Origin of the sequence: Pseudoalteromonas rubra (assembly GCF_004212645.1) — a bacterium.
Classification (GTDB): Bacteria; Pseudomonadota; Gammaproteobacteria; order Enterobacterales; family Alteromonadaceae; genus Pseudoalteromonas; species Pseudoalteromonas rubra_G.
On sequence record NZ_PPUZ01000005.1, the window covers coordinates 122,643 to 144,474 of the forward strand.

The 21,832-nt window shown below is 48.7% G+C and carries 27 protein-coding genes; 19 read left to right on the plus strand and 8 right to left on the minus strand.

The window, feature by feature from the left end; translation table 11 throughout:
* The first annotated feature begins 10 nt into the window (after positions 1 to 10).
* The gene (locus C3B51_RS02775; RefSeq protein ID WP_046003022.1) at positions 11 to 190 is read left to right on the plus strand and encodes a YnbE family lipoprotein; all 180 of its coding nucleotides are present in this window, start codon (positions 11 to 13) and stop codon (positions 188 to 190) included.
* Between the two features lie 11 nt (positions 191 to 201).
* On the plus strand, positions 202 to 522 hold the full coding sequence (locus C3B51_RS02780) for a YdbL family protein (RefSeq protein ID WP_125716616.1): 321 nt from the start codon (positions 202 to 204) through the stop codon (positions 520 to 522).
* Positions 523 to 550: 28 nt separating this feature from the next.
* Here the strand turns inward: C3B51_RS02780 and C3B51_RS02785 are convergent, their stop codons facing one another.
* Both C3B51_RS02785 and waaA read right to left on the minus strand, forming a co-directional pair.
* Positions 551 to 1,096, minus strand: a complete 546-nt coding sequence (locus tag C3B51_RS02785; protein WP_130244094.1) for a DUF1415 domain-containing protein — start codon at positions 1,094 to 1,096, stop codon at positions 551 to 553.
* Positions 1,097 to 2,368: a lipid IV(A) 3-deoxy-D-manno-octulosonic acid transferase gene (waaA, locus tag C3B51_RS02790; RefSeq protein ID WP_130244095.1), complete on the minus strand. Its 1,272-nt coding sequence runs from the start codon at positions 2,366 to 2,368 to the stop codon at positions 1,097 to 1,099.
* Positions 2,369 to 2,514: 146 nt separating this feature from the next.
* On the opposite strand from waaA, the gene C3B51_RS02795 reads away from it, so the two are divergent.
* From C3B51_RS02795 to hldE, 3 genes are all read left to right on the plus strand, one after another.
* Positions 2,515 to 3,963, plus strand: coding sequence for a capsule assembly Wzi family protein (locus C3B51_RS02795; RefSeq protein ID WP_240701841.1), 1,449 nt, complete (start codon positions 2,515 to 2,517; stop codon positions 3,961 to 3,963).
* An 87-nt stretch (positions 3,964 to 4,050) separates the two neighbouring features.
* The gene (locus tag C3B51_RS02800; protein WP_125716613.1) at positions 4,051 to 4,644 is read left to right on the plus strand and encodes a D-sedoheptulose-7-phosphate isomerase; all 594 of its coding nucleotides are present in this window, start codon (positions 4,051 to 4,053) and stop codon (positions 4,642 to 4,644) included.
* Positions 4,641 to 6,086 (plus strand): bifunctional D-glycero-beta-D-manno-heptose-7-phosphate kinase/D-glycero-beta-D-manno-heptose 1-phosphate adenylyltransferase HldE, encoded by a 1,446-nt coding sequence (gene hldE, locus C3B51_RS02805; RefSeq protein WP_130244096.1) that lies wholly within the window; start codon positions 4,641 to 4,643, stop codon positions 6,084 to 6,086. Before C3B51_RS02800 ends, hldE begins: the two co-directional genes overlap by 4 nt.
* Positions 6,087 to 6,112: 26 nt before the next feature.
* Here the strand turns inward: hldE and C3B51_RS02810 are convergent, their stop codons facing one another.
* On the minus strand, positions 6,113 to 6,979 hold the full coding sequence (locus C3B51_RS02810) for a 3-deoxy-D-manno-octulosonic acid kinase (RefSeq protein ID WP_240701842.1): 867 nt from the start codon (positions 6,977 to 6,979) through the stop codon (positions 6,113 to 6,115).
* Between the two features lie 2 nt (positions 6,980 to 6,981).
* On the opposite strand from C3B51_RS02810, the gene C3B51_RS02815 reads away from it, so the two are divergent.
* The 6 genes from C3B51_RS02815 (at position 6,982) to glpG (ending at position 12,273) form a co-directional block, all read left to right on the plus strand.
* A complete protein-coding gene (locus C3B51_RS02815) occupies positions 6,982 to 8,025 on the plus strand; it encodes a glycosyltransferase family 9 protein (RefSeq protein ID WP_130244097.1) in 1,044 nt (347 codons plus the stop codon).
* Positions 8,022 to 8,579 (plus strand): D-glycero-beta-D-manno-heptose 1,7-bisphosphate 7-phosphatase, encoded by a 558-nt coding sequence (gene gmhB, locus C3B51_RS02820; RefSeq protein ID WP_130244098.1) that lies wholly within the window; start codon positions 8,022 to 8,024, stop codon positions 8,577 to 8,579. Before C3B51_RS02815 ends, gmhB begins: the two co-directional genes overlap by 4 nt.
* 172 nt (positions 8,580 to 8,751) lie before the next feature.
* Entirely contained in the window at positions 8,752 to 9,948 is a 1,197-nt protein-coding gene (locus tag C3B51_RS02825; RefSeq protein ID WP_125716609.1) for a glycine C-acetyltransferase, read from the plus strand.
* 82 nt (positions 9,949 to 10,030) lie between these two features.
* Complete coding sequence (tdh, locus tag C3B51_RS02830) at positions 10,031 to 11,056, plus strand: L-threonine 3-dehydrogenase (RefSeq protein ID WP_125716608.1); 1,026 nt, start codon at positions 10,031 to 10,033, stop codon at positions 11,054 to 11,056.
* An 87-nt stretch (positions 11,057 to 11,143) separates the two neighbouring features.
* Positions 11,144 to 11,461, plus strand: coding sequence for a thiosulfate sulfurtransferase GlpE (gene glpE / locus C3B51_RS02835; RefSeq protein WP_125778815.1), 318 nt, complete (start codon positions 11,144 to 11,146; stop codon positions 11,459 to 11,461).
* Complete coding sequence (gene glpG, locus C3B51_RS02840) at positions 11,458 to 12,273, plus strand: rhomboid family intramembrane serine protease GlpG (RefSeq protein ID WP_130244099.1); 816 nt, start codon at positions 11,458 to 11,460, stop codon at positions 12,271 to 12,273. The genes glpE and glpG overlap by 4 nt, the downstream gene beginning before the upstream one ends.
* Before the next feature lie 30 nt (positions 12,274 to 12,303).
* Here glpG and C3B51_RS02845 read toward each other — a convergent pair whose 3' ends face one another.
* A complete protein-coding gene (locus C3B51_RS02845) occupies positions 12,304 to 12,699 on the minus strand; it encodes a flagellar basal body-associated protein FliL (protein ID WP_046003010.1) in 396 nt (131 codons plus the stop codon).
* 176 nt (positions 12,700 to 12,875) lie between these two features.
* Between C3B51_RS02845 and C3B51_RS02850 the strand changes: the two genes are divergently transcribed.
* Positions 12,876 to 13,382 (plus strand): chorismate--pyruvate lyase family protein, encoded by a 507-nt coding sequence (locus C3B51_RS02850; RefSeq protein WP_164519182.1) that lies wholly within the window; start codon positions 12,876 to 12,878, stop codon positions 13,380 to 13,382.
* Positions 13,379 to 14,245 carry a 4-hydroxybenzoate octaprenyltransferase gene (gene ubiA, locus C3B51_RS02855; protein WP_130244100.1) on the plus strand — a complete coding sequence of 289 codons (867 nt, stop codon included), beginning with the start codon at positions 13,379 to 13,381 and terminating at the stop codon, positions 14,243 to 14,245. The genes C3B51_RS02850 and ubiA overlap by 4 nt, the downstream gene beginning before the upstream one ends.
* A gap of 180 nt (positions 14,246 to 14,425) precedes the next feature.
* Here the strand turns inward: ubiA and C3B51_RS02860 are convergent, their stop codons facing one another.
* The 3 genes from C3B51_RS02860 to C3B51_RS02870 all read right to left on the minus strand — a co-directional run bounded on the left by C3B51_RS02860 (position 14,426) and on the right by C3B51_RS02870 (position 17,425).
* Entirely contained in the window at positions 14,426 to 15,331 is a 906-nt protein-coding gene (locus C3B51_RS02860) for a LysR family transcriptional regulator (RefSeq protein ID WP_125716603.1), read from the minus strand.
* 109 nt (positions 15,332 to 15,440) lie between these two features.
* Positions 15,441 to 16,967 carry a DUF3369 domain-containing protein gene (locus tag C3B51_RS02865; RefSeq protein ID WP_125716602.1) on the minus strand — a complete coding sequence of 509 codons (1,527 nt, stop codon included), beginning with the start codon at positions 16,965 to 16,967 and terminating at the stop codon, positions 15,441 to 15,443.
* 59 nt (positions 16,968 to 17,026) lie between these two features.
* On the minus strand, positions 17,027 to 17,425 hold the full coding sequence (locus tag C3B51_RS02870) for a DUF2721 domain-containing protein (RefSeq protein ID WP_130244101.1): 399 nt from the start codon (positions 17,423 to 17,425) through the stop codon (positions 17,027 to 17,029).
* A 63-nt stretch (positions 17,426 to 17,488) separates the two neighbouring features.
* Between C3B51_RS02870 and C3B51_RS02875 the strand changes: the two genes are divergently transcribed.
* From C3B51_RS02875 to tsaD, 3 genes are read left to right on the plus strand one after another with little or no spacing between them, the layout of a single operon-like run.
* A complete protein-coding gene (locus C3B51_RS02875) occupies positions 17,489 to 17,821 on the plus strand; it encodes a DUF2007 domain-containing protein (protein WP_046003004.1) in 333 nt (110 codons plus the stop codon).
* Entirely contained in the window at positions 17,805 to 18,401 is a 597-nt protein-coding gene (locus C3B51_RS02880; protein WP_046003003.1) for a YjaG family protein, read from the plus strand. Before C3B51_RS02875 ends, C3B51_RS02880 begins: the two co-directional genes overlap by 17 nt.
* Positions 18,402 to 18,437: 36 nt before the next feature.
* Positions 18,438 to 19,451: a tRNA (adenosine(37)-N6)-threonylcarbamoyltransferase complex transferase subunit TsaD gene (gene tsaD, locus C3B51_RS02885; RefSeq protein WP_125778825.1), complete on the plus strand. Its 1,014-nt coding sequence runs from the start codon at positions 18,438 to 18,440 to the stop codon at positions 19,449 to 19,451.
* Between the two features lie 10 nt (positions 19,452 to 19,461).
* Here tsaD and plsY read toward each other — a convergent pair whose 3' ends face one another.
* On the minus strand, positions 19,462 to 20,052 hold the full coding sequence (plsY, locus tag C3B51_RS02890; RefSeq protein WP_164519181.1) for a glycerol-3-phosphate 1-O-acyltransferase PlsY: 591 nt from the start codon (positions 20,050 to 20,052) through the stop codon (positions 19,462 to 19,464).
* A gap of 109 nt (positions 20,053 to 20,161) precedes the next feature.
* On the opposite strand from plsY, the gene folB reads away from it, so the two are divergent.
* Genes folB through C3B51_RS02905 form a run of 3 tightly spaced genes read left to right on the plus strand, consistent with a single transcriptional unit; the run spans position 20,162 to position 21,802 of the window.
* A complete protein-coding gene (gene folB, locus C3B51_RS02895) occupies positions 20,162 to 20,512 on the plus strand; it encodes a dihydroneopterin aldolase (RefSeq protein ID WP_125716599.1) in 351 nt (116 codons plus the stop codon).
* 1 nt (position 20,513) lies between these two features.
* On the plus strand, positions 20,514 to 21,002 hold the full coding sequence (gene folK / locus C3B51_RS02900) for a 2-amino-4-hydroxy-6-hydroxymethyldihydropteridine diphosphokinase (protein ID WP_125716598.1): 489 nt from the start codon (positions 20,514 to 20,516) through the stop codon (positions 21,000 to 21,002).
* A complete protein-coding gene (locus tag C3B51_RS02905; RefSeq protein ID WP_125716597.1) occupies positions 20,999 to 21,802 on the plus strand; it encodes an undecaprenyl-diphosphate phosphatase in 804 nt (267 codons plus the stop codon). The genes folK and C3B51_RS02905 overlap by 4 nt, the downstream gene beginning before the upstream one ends.
* The last annotated feature ends 30 nt before the right edge of the window (positions 21,803 to 21,832 follow it).

Genomic DNA, 21,832 nt, shown 5'->3' on the forward strand with positions numbered 1-21,832 from the left:
GCAACTCAGCATGAAATGGATGCTAACTTTGGTGTTCGCTGTTTTGGTATCGGCCTGTACACATAAAGTACAGGTAGAAACCAAAGAGCCAATCACCATCAACTTAAACGTCAAAGTTGACCATGAGATCCGTGTTAAGGTCGACAAAGAGCTGGACGATCTGTTCAGCGATGACAGTGAATTATTCTAAGGAGCCAGATCATGAACGCATCTAAGTTACTCACCACGATTGCCGCAGCTTGTATGAGCTTTTCGGTATTGGCCATTTCTCTGGATGATGCAAAATCCCAGGGCTTGGTTGGCGAAACCGCAACGGGCTATCTGGGTGTGATTAAGGGCAGCAGCGAAGTGAACAAGCTGGTAGAGGAAGTGAACAGCAAGCGCAAAGAAAAGTATCAGCAGCTGGCCAAGAAAAACGGCATCAGCCTGAGCCAGGTTGAGATTATGGCTGCCAAGAAAACCTTTGCCAAAACGGCACCGGGTCACTTTGTAAAAGTGGACGGCAAGTGGGTTAAAAAGTAAGTGTGGGCGGTATATGCCGCCCTGACCTTTACTTCTCTTGCACACACTGGTGCAGTAACTGTTGCCAGAACGCAGCCCCTTTTCTGCGTGCCAGGCGGATATTGTTATCCGGTATTGACTCTGGATCATCATAACTTTCCAGTGCTTCAGCCATGCTGGCTTCACGGATCACGTGCAAAGCCGGGTAGGGCGCACGATTTGTGTAGTTGGCTGGGTCGTCTTCTTCTGCATCTGCAAACACATAATCCGGGTGGAAATTGGCCAGCTGGAAAACCCCCTCATAGCCCTGTGCAACCAGCAAGGCATTTGCCAGGTCCACCAGATCTAAAAACGCGTCAAAATCGGCAAAGCCCTGAGTGAAAATAAGCAGGCTGGTTTCGCGCTCAGGTGTCTGCGTCAATGCCTGGCACTCATCCAGCATATCCATCACGGCATCTTCGGGGGTTTGCGACTCACAAACTCGATAGTGAATCGCGTTTTGTTCAACTTCCTTGCGGGCAAACGGACAAAAGTTATATTTGACGATCACTGAGCTGACCCAGTTTTGCATCGCTTTGACGGCAATATGGTGCATTTATTTTTCCAAAAGAGAGTTGATCATAGTAACACTGCGCGCAATGGCACCCTGGTTGCGAGCCAGGCAAGCCTGTGCCTGTGCGCCTAATTCTGTTGCACGTTCTGTTGAGCTTAAATATGCCAATAAAGTATCGGCTAACTCGCGTGAGTCAGCCACCTCGATGGCACCTTGCATTGCAAACAGCTCAGGATAGATATGGGCAAAGTTATAAGTGTGAGGTCCGGTCAGGACGCCGACCGAGCAGGCCGCGGCTTCAAGTGGATTATGGCCACCACGCTCAATCAGGCTGCCGCCAATGTAGGCGATTTGTCCGCACCCGAATAACAGTTTCAGCTCGCCTAAAGTGTCTGCCAGTAAGACCTGGGAGGATACTGTGTATGCCTGACTTCGGCGGCTGTAGCTGAGCCCCTGAGTGTCTATCAATGCGGCCACTTTATCGAATTGCTCGGGGTGCCTGGGGGCAATGATCAACAGCGCGTCGGGCAGCTGGGCTAACAGCTGCTGGTGCGCTGCCAGCACCTGCTCGTGCTCCAGAGGATGGGTTGAACCGGCGACCCAAACAGGACGTGCGCCCAGTTGCGTTTTAATGGTATTAATTTTGTCCTGCTGGCTGTCATCCAGGGCAATATCAAACTTGATTGAGCCCGTCACCATGACTTTGTCCTGAGCCAGGCCTAGTTTCACAAAGCGCGCTGCATCGTCCTGGTTATGGCTGGCCAGCATGCCTATCTGACGCATGATAAATCGACTCAATGGGGCAACTTTTTGATAGCCTGCAAACGATTTTTCAGACAAACGGGCATTGATCACTGCAACCGGGCAGTGTACCTGGTTGGCATAATAAAACAGATTTGGCCACAATTCAGTTTCCAGCACTAATAACACTTTTGGTCGTACTTGCTGGATAAAGCGTCGTGCCGCGAAGGCAAAATCTATTGGTAAATAGCAGATGGTGATATCTTGCGCACTGTTGCCGAATTGCTGAGTCAGTTGTTCGCGGCCCGTTGGGGTGTTACAGGTCAATACAAACGGGGCATTCGGGTGTTCTTTTAAAAGCACTTTAATAAGCGGCGTGGCTGCCAGGACTTCTCCTACAGAGGCACAGTGGATAACGACTGCTTGCTCACTATAACCTTTTGCCACTGAGCCGAAGCGTTCCGAGAAATGTGCTTTATAAAGTGCATTCTTTTTTCCTCTGATAACGTACAGATACAGCACAATGACAGGGCACAATGCCAGCAGCAGTAGGGAATATATATGTCTAATCATGGCAGCCATCAGTATAAAAAACGCTTATTTTAACTTGTCGGCCTGAAAAAGCGATAAACACGTACAAATTATCACAGTTGCCTTGGTGCTCAGTGGACGGGAATTTGCTAGGATCGGGCAAAATCTCCAATTTTAAAGGTTTTAAGTTGTCCTTTCGTACTATCACGCTTTCTTCTTTGTGTCTGCTAGGCGCAGCGCAGGCTTTTGCTATGCCAACGGCATTCTTACCTTTGGGTAAAGATAACATCCTGGAATATCAGATTGATCAGATGTTTGCACTGACTGGTATCACGCCAATGTCTAAGCCGTATCGTATCACCGAAATCAATAAGACCTTATCTGAGCTTGCGATTGTAGACCCTGCCTTACATCAAAGTATTAAAACGCGATTGGCACCTTACCTTGAAAGAGATGCAATTACTCGTCGTGGCATTAAGCTGCGGGTTGATTCTGGTGACGTGCAGCAGCTAGCAAATGACAGAGGAAACTACAGCAGTGAGTATGCCGAGCTCTCATTCGATGGGATCTGGCGCGGCAGTGATACAAGCCTGGTTCAAATCGGGGCAGAATATCGCGTCGAAGCGGGCAAGGTTGTCCCCTACAATACTTTTTATGCTCTCGGTGGAGAAAACCTGCAACTTACTCTGGGTTACAAAGAACACTGGTTTTCGCCTTTCAAACATGGTGCTATGGTGTATTCAAACAACGCCAAGCCACCATTGTCGGCATCTTTGGGGTTAAATCTGCCACTAGACAATTGGTGGAACTTTGATTTTGAGCTGTTCTACTCTGAGTTGGAACACGTAGAGAAAGGCATCGTATACCAAGAAAAGTTGCATGATGGTACACCTAAGCTGGCAGGTACGTATATCAGTTTTGAGCCGCTGGACAATTGGAAAATCGGTATCAACCGTATGATGCAATTTGGCGGAGGACCGAGAGAAGTGGATTTTGAAGATGTAGTCAAAGCCTACTTTGATCCAGCAGGGAATGACAATCGTGGTGTTACTGGCAGTATGGACAATGAACTAGGCGATCAATGGGCCACCATTACCAGTACCTTTACAACGCGCTGGCTTACGCCAGTACAGTGGTATCTGGAATACGGTGGAGAAGACACTAAAAATCATAAAAATTACCAGTTTGGCAATACCGTCGCCGGCTTTGGGGTATTTTTACCGTCATTGACGCCGGACATCACCCTACGCTACGAGTATACAAATATCCATAGCCTCTGGTATGTCAATGAAATTTATGAAAAAGCTGGCAACACAATAGATGGCTTTGTGGTGGGACATGCCGCGGCCAATCAACGCACCTTTGGCGATGCGGCACCTTCTGATGTGCAGACATTGGAGGTCAGTTATCGAGAAAATATGGATTCTTTGTGGCGTGTAAAAGTCTCTGTTATTGATAATGCCAGTAATTATTTCAATGAGCAGGGGCAAAGAGGGGATGCCTATGAGCGGGCCTCCGAACTATCAGTTTCTAACACTCGTCGCCTCTATGACAAACAGGTAGAGACAGCACTGACCTATGGCAAAGATGTCTTTGGTGAAAGCTACAGTTGGCTATCTGTCAATGTATACTGGTAGCGGCGCACAGCGTTACTATTTAATTTAACACGGGTTAGTTTTGACTTTGCAACGAATACAGAGTCGCATTATTTATTAAGGATCACTATGTCAATCAATGATCACATCAAACAAAGCTATCAGGCCAGCTTAGAGCGACATATGGCGTTGTTCGCAAAAATGGCCGACTATCACTCCCAGTCTGTGGAACTACTGGCTGCCTGCAAAGCAACCTTAGATGCCGGTGGTAAGGTGATTTGGTTTGGTAATGGTGGCAGTGCGGCCGATGCACAGCATTTGGCTGCCGAGTTCGTGGTGCGTTACAAGCTCGAGCGTGGTCCGCTGGCGTCTATTGCTTTGACTACAGATACGTCAATTTTAACAGCGCACAGCAACGATTATCACTTTAATACTGTATTTGAGCGCCAGGTACAGGCGCTGTGTAAACCTCAAGATCTGGTAATTGGCCTGACAACTTCAGGGACCAGTGAGAACATCAATCTGGCATTGCAGGCGGCGAATGAGATTGGTGCCTACACGGTGGCACTGACAGGCCGTACGGGTGGCACAGTGAAAGACATCGCCAGGCTGCCAATCATCATCGACTTTGATGAAACCGCGCGTATTCAGGAAGCCCACATGTTTATCGGACACTGGCTCTGTGAAGCGGTTGATATGGTGATTGCGGAGCAGTCAGTATGAACCTGAATGCATTGAGAAACTTAAACCAGGCTAAGGTTTTGGTGGTGGGCGATGTGATGCTGGACCGTTACTGGCATGGTGATACAGGTCGCATTTCACCTGAAGCACCAGTGCCGGTAGTCAAGGTCAGTAGCCTGGAAGACAAAGCGGGTGGGGCCGCTAATGTGGCAAAAAATATCGCTCATTTGGATGGTCAGGTTGGGCTGTTGGGCTTAATTGGTGAAGATGACAATGGCCGCCAGCTGGAATCGATTCTGGCAAAAGAGCAAATTGCCTCACAACTGGTGACCGTGGCTGAGCTGCCGACGATTGCCAAAATGCGCGTGATCAGTCGCCATCAGCAGGTGGTACGACTCGACCTGGAAGAGCCCTTTGTCCATTCCCACAGTCAGCTGTTATTGACCCGCCTGGAGCAAGTGGTTAATCACTATGATTTTGTGCTTTTTTCTGATTACAACAAAGGCGCGTTAACTTGCATTGAAGAGATGATTAAGGTCGCCAAAGAGGCCGGTAAAACCGTGCTGATCGACCCAAAATCGTCTGATCTGAGTCGCTATCGTGGCGCAGATTACATTACACCAAACCTCAATGAGTTTCGCCTCGCCGGAGGAGATGCCAGTAATGAGGAGACACTGACGAACAGTGCCCGGGCTTTGATAAAGCAAGCAGGCATTGGCGCTATGCTATTGACCCGCTCTGAGCAGGGAATGTCATTGATCACGCAAGATGAGAAGCATGATTTTGCCGCTCAGGTGCAGGAGGTCAGCGATGTCACGGGCGCGGGTGATACCGTGATTGCAACACTGACAACCATGCTGGGTGCCGGGTTTTCGCCCAGTGAAGCGGTGGAGCTGGCCAACTTAGCCGCGGGGATTGCCGTTGCTAAACTGGGTGCAGCGACCGTGACCCCGGAGGAGCTGAGCCGTAAATTGGGGCAGTACCTGCGCCAAACCGGTGAGCATTATCAAACGCCTTATGAAGAGGTGCTCAAGCATATCGAGTTTGCCAAACAAAATGGCGAAACCATAGTGTTTACCAATGGCTGCTTCGATATTCTGCACGCCGGGCATGTGCGTTATCTGGCACAAGCCAAGGCCAGAGGCGACCGGCTGGTGGTAGGGCTTAACAACGATGACTCTATTTCAAGACTGAAAGGTCCTGAGCGGCCAATCAATCCGCTCAATGAACGCGCTATGGTGCTGTCGGCGCTGGCGTCTGTCGACTGGGTGATCCCGTTTGGTAAAGAAAGTGAGGGTGATACACCGGCTAAGCTGATTGAGCAGATCAGCCCGCATATTCTCGTCAAGGGCGGAGATTATCAGGTGTCAGAAATTGCAGGTGCAGATCATGTACTTGCCATGGGTGGTCAGGTTGAGGTGTTAGCCTTTCTCGACGGGTGTTCCACATCAAATATCATCGCCAAGGCCAGAGAGACTGAGTAGCCTTGTCTGGCGATGCAAAAGCCGGTTTACGCCGGCTTTTTTGTCATTGCATCCTGGTAAGTATCAATAAAACCCTGCCAATCCTGCTCTGTACAGAAAAACTGTGTGGCGCGTGATGCCTCTTTTTTCAGCGAGCGGGCGAGCCGTTCGATGTTAGCCTGCTGCCACGCTTGTGCAGGCGTTTTGAGCGCGCCTTTGTCAAAATCAATCAGGTAGACTTTGCCCTCATCATCAAACAAAATATTATTGCAGTTTAAATCGTCGTGATAGGCACCGGCGTGATGAAAACGTGCCAGGGTGTTTGCGACTTGCTGCCAATCCTGTGGCGGCAGCGGTGCCGATTGTAGCCTTTCACACAAGCTTTGTGCGCCTGAGATGGCGTCTGTCAGAATATCCGCACGATAAATACCTGCCGACACGGTGACTCTGGCGCCCAGTGGTGTTGGAACTGGTAAGCCCAGGCTGGCAAGTTGAGTGAGCAAGTCCAGCTCGAGATACACTCGGGTGTTTTTCAGGCCGGTGAACAGATACTGATCTTTGAGCACCTTACCAATTAAACCCCCGCGCCAGTAGTGTTTGAGGACCGCAACCTGTTGCGAAGCATAGCGTACAAACCAGGCCGCAGCGCGCCCCTGCTTTGAGGTCACAACGGCGTTTTGCCGTTGCCAGAATGTCACGTCGAACCAGTCCAGAGACAAAGACTCCGGCGTATGGCAGGTACGCAGCAAGTAGTGATTATGGTGTTGTTCTATTTTTAACATGACTTCTCTGAGGTGGCACTGCAACGACAAACGCCCAGTGTAACGATTTTTCTTGTCGGGGAAAATCTCACAGGTTGCAAAATAGTGGGTTTTATTTAAGATCGGGTGCTTATTTTCAGTTACGGGCGACATGTGTGTCTCAGGCAATTTCTTCCATTTGTATTCTCCGCCTTTCGGCCATCGGTGATGTGTGTCATGCCGTTGCGGCTGTTCAGGCCATCCAGCGCGCGCATCCACAGGCAAAGATCACCTGGGTGATTGGCAAAGTTGAAGCCATGTTACTGGCAGACATGCCTGGGGTTGAGTTTGTTATTTTTGACAAGAAACAAGGTAAGGCAGCATTTAAACAGCTTAAAGCGCGTTTTAAAGGGCACAAGTTCGACGTCCTTTTGCATATGCAAGTGGCGTTTCGCGCCAACCTGGCTGCACGCTGCATCCCGGCAAAGGTCAAAATTGGTTTTGATAAGGGTCGCTCTAAAGAGCTGCATTCACTGGTGATCAACAAGCGGATCACCCCACAGAGTGAGCCCCATGTGTTGGAAGGGTTTCAGAATTTTGCCCGCGCCATCGGGGCTGAATGTGGCGCACCAACATGGGATATGCCAGTAAGCGAGGCAGATAAGCAGGACGCCCGTGAACTGCTGCAAGGCCTGACGCGCATTTTCGTCATTTCCCCGGCTGCCAGTAAAGCTGAGCGTAATTGGCTGCCAGAGCGTTATGCCGCGCTGGCAGATTATGCTGCGGCGCAGGGGTTTAGCGTGGTGCTGACAGGCGGACCGACCGAGCTCGAGCGTAAGCTCAGTGACGCCATCCTGACGCATGCACAGTGCGATATCACCAACCTGGTGGGTAAAACCAAACTTAAAACCTTACTGTGTGTGCTGGCGCAGGCACAACTGGTGCTGGCACCGGATACCGGGCCTGCTCACATGGCGGTGACGGTTGGCACGCCGGTCATTGGTTTGTATGCACATTCCAATCCCAAGCGCACCGGGCCGTATCTGTATCAGGATTATGTGGTCGAGGTTTACCATGACAACCTGATTGCACAAAAAGGCAAAAGTGCACAACAGCTTAAATGGGGCACGCGATTAAAGGGCAGTGATTTGATGAGCCAAATCTCAGTGGAGCGGGTGACACAGATGTTCGATCAGGTAGTAAAGCAGGAAAAATTATGACACACAAAGCCGTATTTCTGGACCGGGATGGGGTGATCAATCGGGATCATGCCTACGTGCATAAAATCGAGGACTTTGAGTTTATTGATGGGGTGTTTGAGGCATGTCAGCAATTTCAGGCTCAGGGTTATAAGCTCGTGGTGGTCACCAACCAGTCAGGCATTGGCCGGGGATATTATGATGAAGCTCAGTTTGCACAGCTCACGGACTGGATGTGCAAGCAGTTTCTGGCCCATGGCGTGTCAATTGCAGGCGTGTACTTTTGCCCTCACCATCCGAAAAAAGCACAGCCACAGTACCTGCAGGAGTGTGAATGCCGCAAGCCAAATCCCGGTATGCTGCTACAGGCCATCGAAGAGCATGATATCGACCCGGCACGCAGCGTGATGGTTGGCGATAAAGGCTCGGATATGCAGGCCGCACAGGCCGCAGGTGTGCGCACTAAGATTTTAGTTGAGTCGGGTCAGACATTCAGTGAGCTGGTGCGCGCGTCTGCCGATTATGTGTGTGGAACATTGCGTCAGGTACTTGATGTGCCTCCGTTTATCTCATAAGCGTTTACAAAGCGTCTGCGAACAAGATAATCACAATCCGTGCAATTAAGGTGCGAACCTTTTAAAATATAAGCAACGAATTTAATGACACAGCCGGTATTGAAAATAAACGATATCGGCGCTTCAGTGTGTGCCAGGTGCACACACCCCGTGCAACTAATGGAGACTCCCGATGAGAGCAGCGGCATTTTTCAGCCAGCTTCAGCAACAGATTGAAGAAGTAAAAGCAGAGGGTTTATACAAAAAAGAGCGTGTGATCACCTCTCAGCAGCAAGCAGAAATCGCAGTATCAACCGGCGAAAGTGTTATCAACTTTTGTGCAAACAATTACTTAGGTCTTGCTAATCACCCTGACCTGATTGCGGCTGCTCAACACGGCCTGGATGATCATGGTTTTGGTGTGGCGTCTGTGCGCTTTATCTGTGGTACTCAGGATATCCATAAAACTCTGGAAGCCAAGATTAGCGAATTCCTGCAAACAGAAGATACCATTTTGTATTCTTCGTGTTTTGACGCCAACGCAGGTTTATTCGAAACCATTTTAGGCCCGGAAGATGCGATTATCTCGGATTCTTTAAACCATGCGTCTATTATTGATGGTGTACGCTTGTGTAAGGCAAAGCGTTTCCGTTATGCCAACAATGACATGGCAGACCTGGAAAAGCAGCTGATCGCAGCGGATGAAGCCGGTGTAAAAACCAAGCTGATCGCAACCGACGGCGTATTCTCTATGGACGGGGTCATTTGTAACCTGTCTGAGCTATGCGATCTGGCGGATAAGTACGACGCCCTGGTTATGGTCGATGACTCACATGCTGTCGGGTTTGTTGGTGAAAACGGCCGTGGTACACCAGAATACTGTGGCGTGATGGATCGGGTGGACATCATCACAGGCACCCTAGGCAAAGCGCTGGGTGGTGCATCAGGTGGTTATACTTCAGGTAAAAAAGAAATTGTTGAGTGGTTACGTCAACGCTCTCGTCCTTACTTGTTCTCAAACTCACTGGCACCGTCTATCGTCACGGCGTCCATCAAAGTGCTGGATATGATGAAAGAAGGCCAGGCGCTGCGTAACAAGCTGTGGGAAAATGCCGCACACTTCCGTAGTAAAATGGAAGCCGCAGGCTTTACCTGTGCTGGTAAAGATCATGCCATCATCCCGGTCATGCTGGGCGATGCGAAAGTGGCCTCGGACATGGCGGATCGCTTACTGGCCGAAGGCATTTATGTTATTGGCTTCTCTTACCCGGTTGTACCGAAAGGTCAGGCGCGGATCCGTACTCAGATCTCTGCGGCACACACCACAGAGCAGCTGGACAAGGCGATTGATGCCTTTATCCGCATTGGTAAAGAATTGGGCGTGATTTAATCATTGCCCGACAGCCACCTCTGGCTGTGAGCGATTTATAGCGCAAGCCACCGGCTTGCGTGTTTCTGACGAGTGAAAACACATGAAAGCACTATCCAAGTTAAAAGCAGAAGAAGGGATTTGGATGACGGATGCGCCCAAACCGGAAGTTGGGCACAACGATCTGCTGATCAAGATCCGTAAAACCGCCATTTGTGGTACCGACGTTCACATTTATAAATGGGACGAGTGGGCACAGAATACCATTCCAACGCCTATGGTTGTTGGACACGAATATGTAGGTGAAGTTGTGGACATGGGCCAGGAAGTACGTGGCTTTGCAATTGGTGACCGCGTATCTGGTGAAGGCCACATTACCTGTGGACATTGCCGTAACTGTCGTGCCGGCCGGGTACATTTGTGCCGTAACACCATAGGTGTGGGCGTAAATCGTGAAGGCTCGTTTGCAGAATACCTGGTTATCCCAGCGTATAACGCGTTTAAGATCCCGGATAACATTTCTGACGAGCTGGCATCTATCTTTGACCCATTTGGTAATGCTGTGCACACAGCGCTGTCTTTTGACTTGGTTGGTGAAGATGTTTTGATCACAGGTGCTGGCCCGATTGGGATCATGGCTGCTGCAGTGGCTAAGCATGTGGGCGCACGTCATGTCGTGATCACTGATGTCAACGAGTACCGCCTGGATCTGGCACGTAAAATGGGCGCGACACGCGCTGTGAATGTTGCTGAAGAAAAGCTTGAAGATGTGATGAAAGAGCTGGGTATGACAGAAGGGTTTGATATCGGCCTGGAAATGTCGGGCGTGCCGGTAGCGTTCAACAGCATGCTGAACAACATGAATCATGGCGGTAAAATTGCCATGCTGGGCATTCCGCCAAGTGATATGGCTGTAGACTGGAATCAGGTTATTTTTAAAGGCTTAGTGATCAAAGGCATTTATGGTCGCGAGATGTTTGAAACCTGGTACAAGATGGCGAGTCTGATCCAGTCAGGCCTGAATCTGGAGCCCATTATTACCCATCAGTTCCACATTGATGAGTTCCAGCAGGGCTTTGATACCATGATCTCTGGTCAATCAGGTAAAGTGATCTTAAACTGGGACTAAGGTCCATACGATCCTAATCCAGAACACCTCGGGTCTGTGGCCATTAACGAGGTGTTTTTTGTGTCTGCTTATTTAATTGAGAGTACTATGAGTTTTAAACATATTTCAGTGGCCCAAACCAAAGAGATGTTGGCGCAATCCGATCTGGTTATCGCCGATATCCGTGATGCGAATTCGTTTGCGCAAGGACACATTCCAGGTGCAGAGCATTTGTCGAATGATAACCTGGGACACTTCTTACAGGAAAAAGAGTTTGAGCAGCCGATCATTGTGGTGTGTTATCACGGGGTCAGCTCGCAAGGCGCAGCCAATTACCTGGCAGAGCAGGGCTTTGAAGATGTGTACAGCATGGACGGCGGCTTTACACAGTGGGCGCAAGAGCTTCCGGATAACGTAGCAAAATGAAATGTCTAGGCTCCTTTGATAACCCACGCGCGGTTCAGGGAGTCGCAGACTATCTGAAAACCCGTCAAATTGAATGTCGTGTTACCAGCGAGGACGGACAGTCAGCTTCGTTGTGGGTCGATGAGCAGCACTGGTCTCAGGCCAATGAGATCTGGCAGGAGTTTATCGCCGATCCTTATCATGAAAAGTATCTTGCGGCATCCTGGCAACTGTCACCTAAAGAGTCACCACTGGTCTATCAAGGTGCCAAGCTGAATTTGTGGCAACGCTTCACAGCGCTGAGCTGGATGCTCAAAGCGGTGTTTATTATCTCTGTGGGGATATTTTTAAGCTTTTTTGTCTATGGGGTTGAGACCGTCTTTGCCGTTTTTCAGTTTGAACCACAGACCCCCTGGCGTTGGATCACGCCTGCTTTTTTACACTTTGGATTACTGCACCTGGTATTTAACCTGTCGTGGTGGTTGTATCTGGGTCACATGATTGAGCATCGCCTGGGCAGCTGGGTCGTTTGGGTAATCTTTGCCGCCGGTGCATTGCTGAGTAATTGGATGCAGTACTTGCTAGCCGATGCAAACTTCGGTGGCCTTAGTGGCGTGGTCTACGCTTTGCTCGGATTTTGCTGGATCCACTCAGCAAAGCATCCACAGTCGCCACCTTTGATTAGTACACCAATTGTGGGCTTTATGCTGATCTGGATGGTGCTGGGGTTCACAGACGTATTATTTGTCAATATGGCGAACTGGGCGCACTTATTTGGCTTACTGGCAGGTATGGGCGTTGCTGTGCTGCTACCTGTGCGCGGCAGCAAGTAAAGTTAATGCAAGGCCACTGGTCTTGCAGAACTAATGATATAAATACTTAGTAAATAGAACTTCCCGGATGATTTCTTGTCCGGTTTCTTCTTTCAATAAGGTTTTGAGTTTTTCTGCACAACGCTGGCGTATTTCTTCACGCCCCGTCAGCGACTTAATGGTCTCTTCCGGCTCTTTACTTAAGATTTGCACAATGGCGTCGCGAAGCAGGGGAGTATGGTGTTCAACGACGGCGATATTGCTGACATCATCGAGCATCAAATCAACGGTAACCCGGACATAACCAAGCTTTTTATTGGATTGCCCGATGTAATTGGTGATGATATCAGGCTCAAATCCAAAGTAGCCGACGGTTGATTCTGCGCGTGAGTTTGTACTCACACAAATCAGCACAAGTGCCATCAACGCGATACAGATCCGATTCATAATAGCCTGAAAATACTTAACTAAATACCAACAATAGGATTAGTTTATACGTAAAACCGGGTTATGAACAGCAGTGAGTAAGGGAAAGGTAAACTTTTTTGCCGGGGTAAGCTTTGCTATCATGGCGCGGTTATTACCTGAATTGAATTACTGACTTGTTTAATCTGCCAAAATTATTGCGATCAAGCTGGGAACCTCTGGCCCGGCACCAGGACATCCCGGACGCCCTGCACCCATTGCTGTGTGAAACTGGCTCTCTGACAGCTTTGCTGCGCGCGCAATGTCGAGTCTTGCATGTGGAAGTGCTCAACGAGCAGAGGCGTCAGCTTGATGATGAAGTGCAGGCTATCCTCGGCTGTGACAGCGCCCTGTGCCGGGAAGTCGTGCTATATTGTGATGATATTCCGATGGTTTATGGGCAGAGCTGGCTCCCGGATAGTGCTGCAATATTAGGACTCAATAATATCGGCAACACGCCTCTGGGGGAGCGTTTATTTGACCAGCAGGCCTGGCAACGCGGTGCAATTGAGGTTGCAATGCTGGATAAAGCAATGTTGCCCTCGTGCTTCCCGTTGAAAGAGACATCGAACGGCGATCTTTGTTACGCAAGGCGCAGTGTATTTACGCGTCAGAATAGCAAAGTACTGGTGTGTGAAATTTTCCTGAATGGAGTTAAGGTATGAAGCTATCGTTGCTTCGCTCTGATCATATAGAGGAATACAAGCAGCTGATGCGTGTTGAAAAACCCATCGGTACTTTGTTGTTAATGTGGCCAACACTCTGGAGCCTATGGATAGCGTCCGATGGTATGCCGCACTGGCACTTGCTCCTTATTTTTGCGCTGGGCACTTTTATGATGCGCAGTGCAGGCTGTGTGATCAATGACTTTGCTGACCGTAAGGTAGATGGCGCTGTAAAAAGAACCGCACAACGTCCGCTGGCCAGGGGAGCCGTCAGTGAAGGCGAGGCTCTCACCTTGTTTGCCCTGTTGGTTGGGGCGTCTTTTGTACTGGTATTGCTGTTGAACTGGCAGACCATTTTATTGTCGTTTGGGGCTTTAGCACTGGCCAGTGTTTATCCTTTTATGAAGCGCTACACGCATTTACCTCAGGTTGTGTTGGGCGCTGCATTCAGTTGGGGGATCCCGATGGCCTTTATGGCCGTTCAGGAAACCGTCCCTGCCATTGCCTGGGTGTTATTTATCGCTAATCTACTGTGGACGGTGGCCTACGACACAAAATATGCCATGGTGGATAAGGATGATGATCTTGTGGTTGGGATCAAGTCTACAGCTATTCTGTTTGGTCGTTGGGATCGGCATGTCATTGCGATGCTCAATCTTGCATTCTTAGCCTGTATGGCCTGGGTCGCCACTCAAGTCACTATGTCTGTGTGGTTTTGGTGTGGATTTACCATTGCCGGGGTGTGGCTAGTTAAACTGCAGTGGCAGATCAACGACAGAAGCAGAGATAAGTGCTTTGAGGCATTTCTGAGTAATAATTATGTCGGTTTAGCGATGTTCGCCGGGGTGGTTGCTGGTCTCTGAAGGGCTGACTGGTAACCGCTTAACAGTGGCAAAAGGTGAAGAAAAGAAGAGGGTGAGCGAATTTTGTCTGACTCTATTCCTACGGCGAAAAACCGCGATACCCGAATAGAACACCTAGCTTAAAACTCGCTCAAATCTCCCATTTACCAAACAGTTAAGAGAAACCGTTAACGTCAGCGGTTAACTGTTTACCGCTGTTGCAACGGCATTTTTCTGCGCTGTTTGTTCAATTAATGACAATAAATTGCTGACGTGAGAACCGCTACCAAGCTGGTGGCTGGTTTGCACGACAATCTGTTCATGACTCGCATCCTTGTTAGTCTTCAGTAATAGCAGATCGGGGTCTTGTGCAATAACCTTAGAGTGCTCAATGCTTGCTATCGCAAAGCTCTGGCTGCTCTTCAGTCCGTCAATGACCTGGCTGATATTACCAATCTTGACATTGGTTGACTTATTAAGCCCTTCAACCGCCTCATTCAGCATGTTCTGTACCTGTTTAGACTGAGAGAAACAGCCATACATAGGATACTGAGCAAGCTCACTGCGGCGAATACTGTCTTGTGTTGCCAGTGGATGTTGTTTGGCAACAAACAAAATCAGTTGGTCGGGCAGGTGGATATCACTCACTAAGCTGGTTGCAGATTCAAGATAAACACTGATATCTATTTCGCCAAGCTGTAGCTTGCGAAGCAGATCGTGTTCACTCAAAAGTTGCATTTCAACTTTGACGTTGGGGAAATCCGCCAAAAACTGTCCACATGACGTTGGCACTATGCTACTGGCTTGAGCAGTGTAACCAACAACAACGCGTTGTTGATCACGACCAAACAAGCTTTGTTTGATAGTGTTTCTGGTTATGTCTAATTCCGATAAGGTCGACTTACAATAATTGAGAAAAAGTTCACCTTGTTCGGTCAGTTTGACGGAGCGGGTCGATCGTTTGACAAGTTCACAGCCAATCTCATCTTCCAGTGTCTGAATGCTTCTGGTGAGTGCGGAAGTACTGATATTGGTTTGTTCTGCGGCTTGCCTAAAGTGGCGTAAATTGCCTAAAGCAACGAATTGCTCGAGTTGTTCAAATCTCATGTGAAATTCCTTTTATTTCAACAAAAATGCAATGACAACGTTGATTCCCTAATACTAATACAGTTTAGAGAAACATCCAAGTGAATTTTTTACATTTCGCTTACAAAAACTAATCTGGGTATTGATCACGTATTGCGACGAATTGTTCCAGATTTTCTACAAACAGATCAACCAGTTTGGGATCAAATTGTTGGCCACGCTGACGTTTTATCTCTGTTAGAATTTCTTCAAGTGTCCAAACCGGCTTGTAACAGCGCACACTACCGAGTGCATCGAACACATCTGCCAGCGCTGTAATTCTTCCGGCTATGTCTATTTGTTCACCTTTCAGGCCCTGCGGATAACCGCTGCCATCCCACTTTTCATGATGCTGATGTGCGATGATTGCGCCGCATTGCAAAATGTCATTTGTTGAGTTTTTTAGTATTTCATAGCCCTGTTGGGCATGAGTTTTCATTATTGCCCATTCGTCGTCATTCAGTTTTCCAGGTTTATTGAGAATGACATCCGGGATGCTAATCTTGCCTATGTCGTGCAAAGGTGAAGCAAGTTTTATAATTTCTGCCCTATAATCGTTTAATCCGACCAATTTAGCCAGTAATAAACTGTAATGCGCCACTCGTTTGACATGAGAGCCAGTTTCTTTAGAACGTTTTTCCACCGCTTCGCCGAGGATATAAGACAGCTCTTTTTGTGACTCCTTGACCGTCTCTCTGAGATTCAGGTTGTCGTATGCCAGCGCGATGTTATTGGCAAAAAAAGCCAGTAACCGACAATCTGTGGGTTGCAAGAGGCCTTTTTTACTAACGTAGAGCATGGTTTCTAAACCAGCCTGACTGGTAAAATAGCCCACATATTCATGATCAGACTTGCTAGAGGTTTTGCGATTATGGGTCTCTATAAAGCGGCTTTTAACTTTGTCTGGCAGGGCGGCTTGTTCCGGCGCTACGCCAGCACCAGAGGCGGCAAGCAGCTGAAATTCCGCCCCCGCGCCATTTTGTTTATTAACGGCGGCCGCACAATAGATATCGGAATCACTTAGCCCCATCACATCCGCAACATGGGATAAAATGGTGGAGGCAAAGTCCTGAACATTATTACACTTCAAAAAGCTGGAAGACGCATCAATAATACGCTCGAGCCCTTGTTTATGCCGTTCAATGGTTTGGATGTCGCGGTGAGAGCGCAGTGCGGAGTAAAGTAAGGTTTTTAATTTCACCGCAGTGAGCTCAGTTTTGTTTTTGTAGTCATTAATGTCGTAATCACGAATGACCGACTCTTCAGGTGCTTCTCCTGGTTGTCCGGTGCGCAAGATCAGGCGAATATCATGGTTGGCCATGTCGTTGCGAATGAACTTAATGAGATCCAGCCCGGCATGGTTACTTTCCATCACCACATCAATTAAACCCACTGAAATGGAGTCTTCAGAGTTGAGAATGTCCATTGCCTGTTTTGCCGAGTAGGCATGGTGAAAGCGCAACGGTTTTTGCTCAAACCTAAAATCAGATAACACTAACTTGGTTACCTGATGGATGTCTTCTTCATCATCAACCACCAGGATATCCCAGCAGGCATTATCGACAGTAATATGCTCTTCTTCCTTAAGTGGCTCATTTGAAAAGAGAAAACTGCTCACATAGAACCTCTGCTCAGTGCCTATTCTCTGTTAGTATAGCCAGCAAAAAAGTGAGTTGCTTAATCTTGTATTGGCTTTTTTTCAATATTGTTAAGTTCAATCTCTATGGCATCACAGGAAATATGTATCTCGTACAGGGAAAGCAGTAAAGAAAGTGTCAGGCAGCAGAGGCTGGCGCCAAACAAAATGACCCCTAACAGTGCCACGTCGATGAATAAGGCAAACATCGACATAGTGCAGAGTAAAAAGGCGATGACCCCCCACACCTGCATGAGACGAATGAGCTTGATACGCTTTTTAAGATTATCAATCTGGGCAACAACCAAGGGCCTGAGCTGGTCGCCCTCTCTGGCGTTTAACTCTCTGATCAGCTGTGCCAGCACTAAAAATCGATTGGTGTAAGCCAGCAATAGTAAGGAAATGGCAGGAAATAGTAACCCGGGTGTGGTGAGCGTCATTTTTGTACTCCGTCTAAGCACGCTACAATAGTGAATATCATAGCAAAAATTTGGAGCCCGGCGATGAGTAATGCAATGCTTGAATGGACGTGCGTGTATCGTACGGATAACCCATTAGAAGCCCATATTGTGCTCGGGTTACTGGCCCAGGCACGGCTGAAAACACACGTAGAAGGGGAAGCACTGGCAGCGGCGTTGGGGGAAATGCCCTTCAGTCATAACACAATAAAAATATTTGTCTGTGCGATAAAAGTACCCGAGGCAGAAGAAATCTTGGTAAACTATCAGCAAACTAATTTATCGGAAGACTGGCAGTGTCACAGCTGCGCTGAGCACAATGGCTCGGGGTTTCAATATTGCTGGCACTGTGGAAAAAGCTATGACAAAGGCCAATAACTTTCAACGCATCAGAGAACTCAATTATTTACAAAAAGCGGTGCTTGCGGCTGCAATATTAGAGCGTATGCTGCCAAATTATGGTTTATTCAGTGAAGCCACCGGATTTGGTGATGAGACAACTCTGCGCAGTGCGCTGAATGTGTGCTGGGAAAAAGTGCTGCTGCCAAAAAGTAAAATCAGCCTGGAAAAACAAATTGAAAAAATAGAGCCCAATGTTCCCGAGCTGAAAGACTTCGACATGTTTGGCACCTATGCCGCGATTGATGTTGCAACCGCGTTGCTTGGCTTTATTCAGGGCGTCATGAGTAAAGATGAAAGTGAGTTTGTCAATGTCGCCAAAATATCTCAGGCAACCGTGGCTAGATACATAGAGTTCCTGCTTGAAGCAGAAGGTATTGAGCCCGACAATCAACATGTCAGAGAGCATCCCTTGATGCAATACGAAATTGACGTGCTTAGTGAGCTCATTGACTGTGTCGCCGAGATGCCGAGGATCGACAATCAATCGGTTAAAACCCTTAAAGCGCTGGCATTGAGCGACGGCCAGACCAACATAGGTCTGGCAATCGAAGCCTGATTTTTTGTCCAAATTTTTTGTAGTGGAGAGTTAAAATTGCGAATTTTAGGTATCGAATCATCGTGCGATGAGACGGGGATCGCCATCTATGACGATGAGCAGGGATTGCTGGCACACCAGTTATATAGCCAGGTTAAAGTCCATGCTGATTATGGCGGCGTAGTACCAGAACTGGCTTCGAGAGATCATGTTCGCAAAACCATTCCTCTTATTGAGGCCGCCTTTAAACAAGCCGGGTGTGGACCAGAGTCGCTGGATGGCATTGCCTATACAGCGGGACCGGGTTTGGTCGGCGCCTTGCTGGTCGGGACTTCTATTGGTCGTTCACTGGCCTTTGGCTGGAATATTCCAGCGGTAGCAGTGCATCATATGGAAGGGCACTTACTGGCGCCAATGCTGGAAGAAGAGATGCCTGAGTTCCCATTCGTTGCCCTATTGGTATCCGGTGGCCATACTATGATGGTAAAAGTGGCCGGTATCGGTGAGTACGAAGTACTGGGTGAATCGGTGGATGATGCTGCCGGTGAGGCCTTTGACAAGACGGCCAAGTTATTGGGGCTCGATTATCCGGGTGGTCCTATGCTGGCCAAGTTGGCAACCAAAGGGGAAGCGGGCCGTTTTGTATTCCCAAGACCCATGACAGATCGTCCCGGACTGGATTTTAGCTTTAGTGGCCTGAAAACCGCGGCGGCCAATACCATCAAGTCGGCCGGTGATGACGAGCAAACGAAAGCGGATATTGCCCACGCCTTTCAGACGGCGGTTGTGGATACGCTGGCGATTAAATGCAAGCGGGCTCTAAAAGAGACGGGCATTAACCGTTTGATCATTGCCGGTGGGGTCAGTGCAAATACTGAACTTCGCACTAAGCTGGAGCGCATGATGCAGGGCATGAAAGGCAAAGTGTATTACCCGCGCACAGAGTTCTGCACCGATAATGGCGCGATGATCGCCTATGCTGGTATGCAGCGCCTCAAGGCTGGTCAGACGGCAGAATTGAGCATGAAAACACAGCCTCGCTGGCCACTGGACAGCTTACCCCCGCTATAGCACTCGGGTTTTAATCGACGTTTTTCTTGCCGAGCTTAGGCTCGGTGCCGTTCAGGAGCCGACGTATGTTGGCTCTGTGGCGGAATATAATGACCACAGTCAAAAAGCAAACGGGCAGGGTATACAAGGGTTTAATCATCCAGGTGTATGCGGGCGCGGCTAACACAGTCACAATGGCTGCGAGTGATGAGTAGCGGGTCAGTGCCAGTACCAGCAACCAGGTACCTATCAACATGCCCCCCAGTGACAGCCCTATTGGCAGCAGCGCGCCAAACGCCGTTGCGACCGCTTTGCCACCGTTGAAGTGGAAAAAGACTGGATAAATATGGCCCAGGCAGGCGCATACCGCAACCACCCCCAGCCAGATAGGCTCAATGCCAAGAAAGTACGCCCCCCACACCGGAATGGTGCCCTTGAGGATGTCAAATACCAGTACCAGGGCGGCGGGGAATCTTCCGCCAAGGCGCAAGACATTGGTTGCGCCGGGATTATTGGAGCCAGCAAAGCGGGGGTCGGGCAGTGAAAACAGCCTGGAGATCAAGATCGCGGAAGAGATTGAACCAAATAAATAAGCACAAATACATATTAAACTGACTATCACAAGCTTCCTTATTTTTTCTTGCCGCTATTTGGGCTATCATCGACGCTTTATTTTAAGGCGGCTGAGTACGTGAAAAAGCCGATCCGAATCAGTCATGTCAGGAGTTTACATGGACACGGTCTATATCTCGCAATTACACGTCGAGACCATAATAGGAGTTTACGACTTTGAAAAAGAAAGTAAACAAAGCCTTTTCTTTGATATAGAGATGAAGACCGATATCTCGGCTGCAGCACGTCAGGATGACATCACCCTTGCGGTGGACTATGCCAAGGTTAGTGAGCGCGTGATTGCTCATACGGAGGCAAGTCGGGTCGAGTTATTAGAAACCTTGGTTGAGCAACTTGCTGCTTTGATCTTACAAGAGTTTGCTATTGAGTCGGTCACAATCCGGGTAAGCAAACCGGCTGCGGTACCTCAGGCGCAAACGGTTGGCCTGGAAATTACGCGGAACAGATAATATGGCGCACGTTTTTATCAGTATTGGTTCTAATGTTGATCGTGATCGTCACTTTCGTCAGGGACTAGCGGCGCTCATCAGTCATTTTCCGGATTATGTTCATTCTGACGTCTATGAAAGCGAGCCGGTGGGGTTTAGTGGCAGAAATTTTTATAATTCCGTGTTTGCGACCCATACGGATATGGCATTATCCGACTTATGTGTTTTGCTAAAACAGATAGAACGCGACAACGGTAGAACGCCTCAGGATAAGAAATTCAGTCCCAGAACACTGGATCTGGATATTCTCTTTTATGACGATGTGATCTGCGATACGCCTGCGCAATTGCCACGGGATGAGATCACTAAGAATGCATTTGTCTTAAGGCCGCTGGCCGAAATTGCTCCGGAATTTATCCATCCTGTGCAGGGCTGCAGTATTGCAGATATCTGGCAAGCATATGACAACCACACACAAAAACTATGGAAAGTGGAGTTTTCCTTACCATGAGTATCATTGAAATAATTGTACTGGCGTTGATCCAGGGATTAACTGAATTTTTGCCTATTTCCAGCTCGGCGCACCTGATTTTACCATCACAGATATTAGGCTGGCAGGATCAGGGGCTGGCATTTGATGTTGCCGTTCACGTTGGCTCTTTGGCTGCGGTGCTGATTTACTTTCGAAGAGAAGTGGCAGATATACTGAGTGCCTGGTTTAAATCGTTCGGCAAACAAGGCACGACGGACGACAGCCGCCTGGGCTGGTGGATCATAGTCGCCACCATTCCGGGTCTGGTCATTGGGTTTTTGGCTAAAGATCTGGTTGAAGACTTTTCCCGCAGTGCCTGGGTAATTGCGGCAACCACCGTCATTTTTGGCTTGTTGCTGTGGTACGCTGACGCCACTGCAAAACAAACAAAAACCATCTATCAGCTTAACTGGCGCAGTGCCCTGATCATCGGCTTCGCTCAGGTGATAGCCGCTTTGCTACCGGGAACCTCTCGCTCGGGGATCACCATGACGGCTGGCATGATGCTGGGGCTGAATAAGCAAAGCGCAGCGCGTTTTTCATTTTTGATGTCAATCCCGATTATTGCTGCGGCAGGTGGCTACTACACGCTGAAACTGGCCACTGGTGATGAGCTAATCGACTGGAACGCCATTATTACTGGTGCTGTGTTGTCGTTTGTCGCCGCCTATGCGTGTATTCATTTCTTCCTGAAAGTGATTGAGCGGATGGGGATGTTGCCGTTTGTGATCTATCGGCTGTTGCTGGGCCTGTTCCTGGTGATTTTCCTGTCAGTGTAATGCACTCAAGGTGGACCCAACAGCCCGCCA

What these genes read in the sequence shown, in the direction of transcription:
- C3B51_RS02775 (WP_046003022.1), top strand. Translation starts at nt 11, where the DNA reads ATGAAATGGATGCTAACTTTGGTGTTCGCTGTTTTGGTATCGGCCTGT.
- C3B51_RS02780 (WP_125716616.1), top strand. Translation starts at nt 202, where the DNA reads ATGAACGCATCTAAGTTACTCACCACGATTGCCGCAGCTTGTATGAGC.
- C3B51_RS02785 (WP_130244094.1), bottom strand. Translation starts at nt 1,096, where the DNA reads ATGCACCATATTGCCGTCAAAGCGATGCAAAACTGGGTCAGCTCAGTG.
- waaA (WP_130244095.1), bottom strand. Translation starts at nt 2,368, where the DNA reads ATGATTAGACATATATATTCCCTACTGCTGCTGGCATTGTGCCCTGTC.
- C3B51_RS02800 (WP_125716613.1), top strand. Translation starts at nt 4,051, where the DNA reads ATGTCAATCAATGATCACATCAAACAAAGCTATCAGGCCAGCTTAGAG.
- hldE (WP_130244096.1), top strand. Translation starts at nt 4,641, where the DNA reads ATGAACCTGAATGCATTGAGAAACTTAAACCAGGCTAAGGTTTTGGTG.
- C3B51_RS02810 (WP_240701842.1), bottom strand. Translation starts at nt 6,979, where the DNA reads ATGTCGCCCGTAACTGAAAATAAGCACCCGATCTTAAATAAAACCCAC.
- gmhB (WP_130244098.1), top strand. Translation starts at nt 8,022, where the DNA reads ATGACACACAAAGCCGTATTTCTGGACCGGGATGGGGTGATCAATCGG.
- C3B51_RS02825 (WP_125716609.1), top strand. Translation starts at nt 8,752, where the DNA reads ATGAGAGCAGCGGCATTTTTCAGCCAGCTTCAGCAACAGATTGAAGAA.
- tdh (WP_125716608.1), top strand. Translation starts at nt 10,031, where the DNA reads ATGAAAGCACTATCCAAGTTAAAAGCAGAAGAAGGGATTTGGATGACG.
- glpE (WP_125778815.1), top strand. Translation starts at nt 11,144, where the DNA reads ATGAGTTTTAAACATATTTCAGTGGCCCAAACCAAAGAGATGTTGGCG.
- glpG (WP_130244099.1), top strand. Translation starts at nt 11,458, where the DNA reads ATGAAATGTCTAGGCTCCTTTGATAACCCACGCGCGGTTCAGGGAGTC.
- C3B51_RS02845 (WP_046003010.1), bottom strand. Translation starts at nt 12,699, where the DNA reads ATGAATCGGATCTGTATCGCGTTGATGGCACTTGTGCTGATTTGTGTG.
- ubiA (WP_130244100.1), top strand. Translation starts at nt 13,379, where the DNA reads ATGAAGCTATCGTTGCTTCGCTCTGATCATATAGAGGAATACAAGCAG.
- C3B51_RS02860 (WP_125716603.1), bottom strand. Translation starts at nt 15,331, where the DNA reads ATGAGATTTGAACAACTCGAGCAATTCGTTGCTTTAGGCAATTTACGC.
- C3B51_RS02870 (WP_130244101.1), bottom strand. Translation starts at nt 17,425, where the DNA reads ATGACGCTCACCACACCCGGGTTACTATTTCCTGCCATTTCCTTACTA.
- C3B51_RS02875 (WP_046003004.1), top strand. Translation starts at nt 17,489, where the DNA reads ATGAGTAATGCAATGCTTGAATGGACGTGCGTGTATCGTACGGATAAC.
- C3B51_RS02880 (WP_046003003.1), top strand. Translation starts at nt 17,805, where the DNA reads ATGACAAAGGCCAATAACTTTCAACGCATCAGAGAACTCAATTATTTA.
- folB (WP_125716599.1), top strand. Translation starts at nt 20,162, where the DNA reads ATGGACACGGTCTATATCTCGCAATTACACGTCGAGACCATAATAGGA.
- folK (WP_125716598.1), top strand. Translation starts at nt 20,514, where the DNA reads ATGGCGCACGTTTTTATCAGTATTGGTTCTAATGTTGATCGTGATCGT.
- C3B51_RS02905 (WP_125716597.1), top strand. Translation starts at nt 20,999, where the DNA reads ATGAGTATCATTGAAATAATTGTACTGGCGTTGATCCAGGGATTAACT.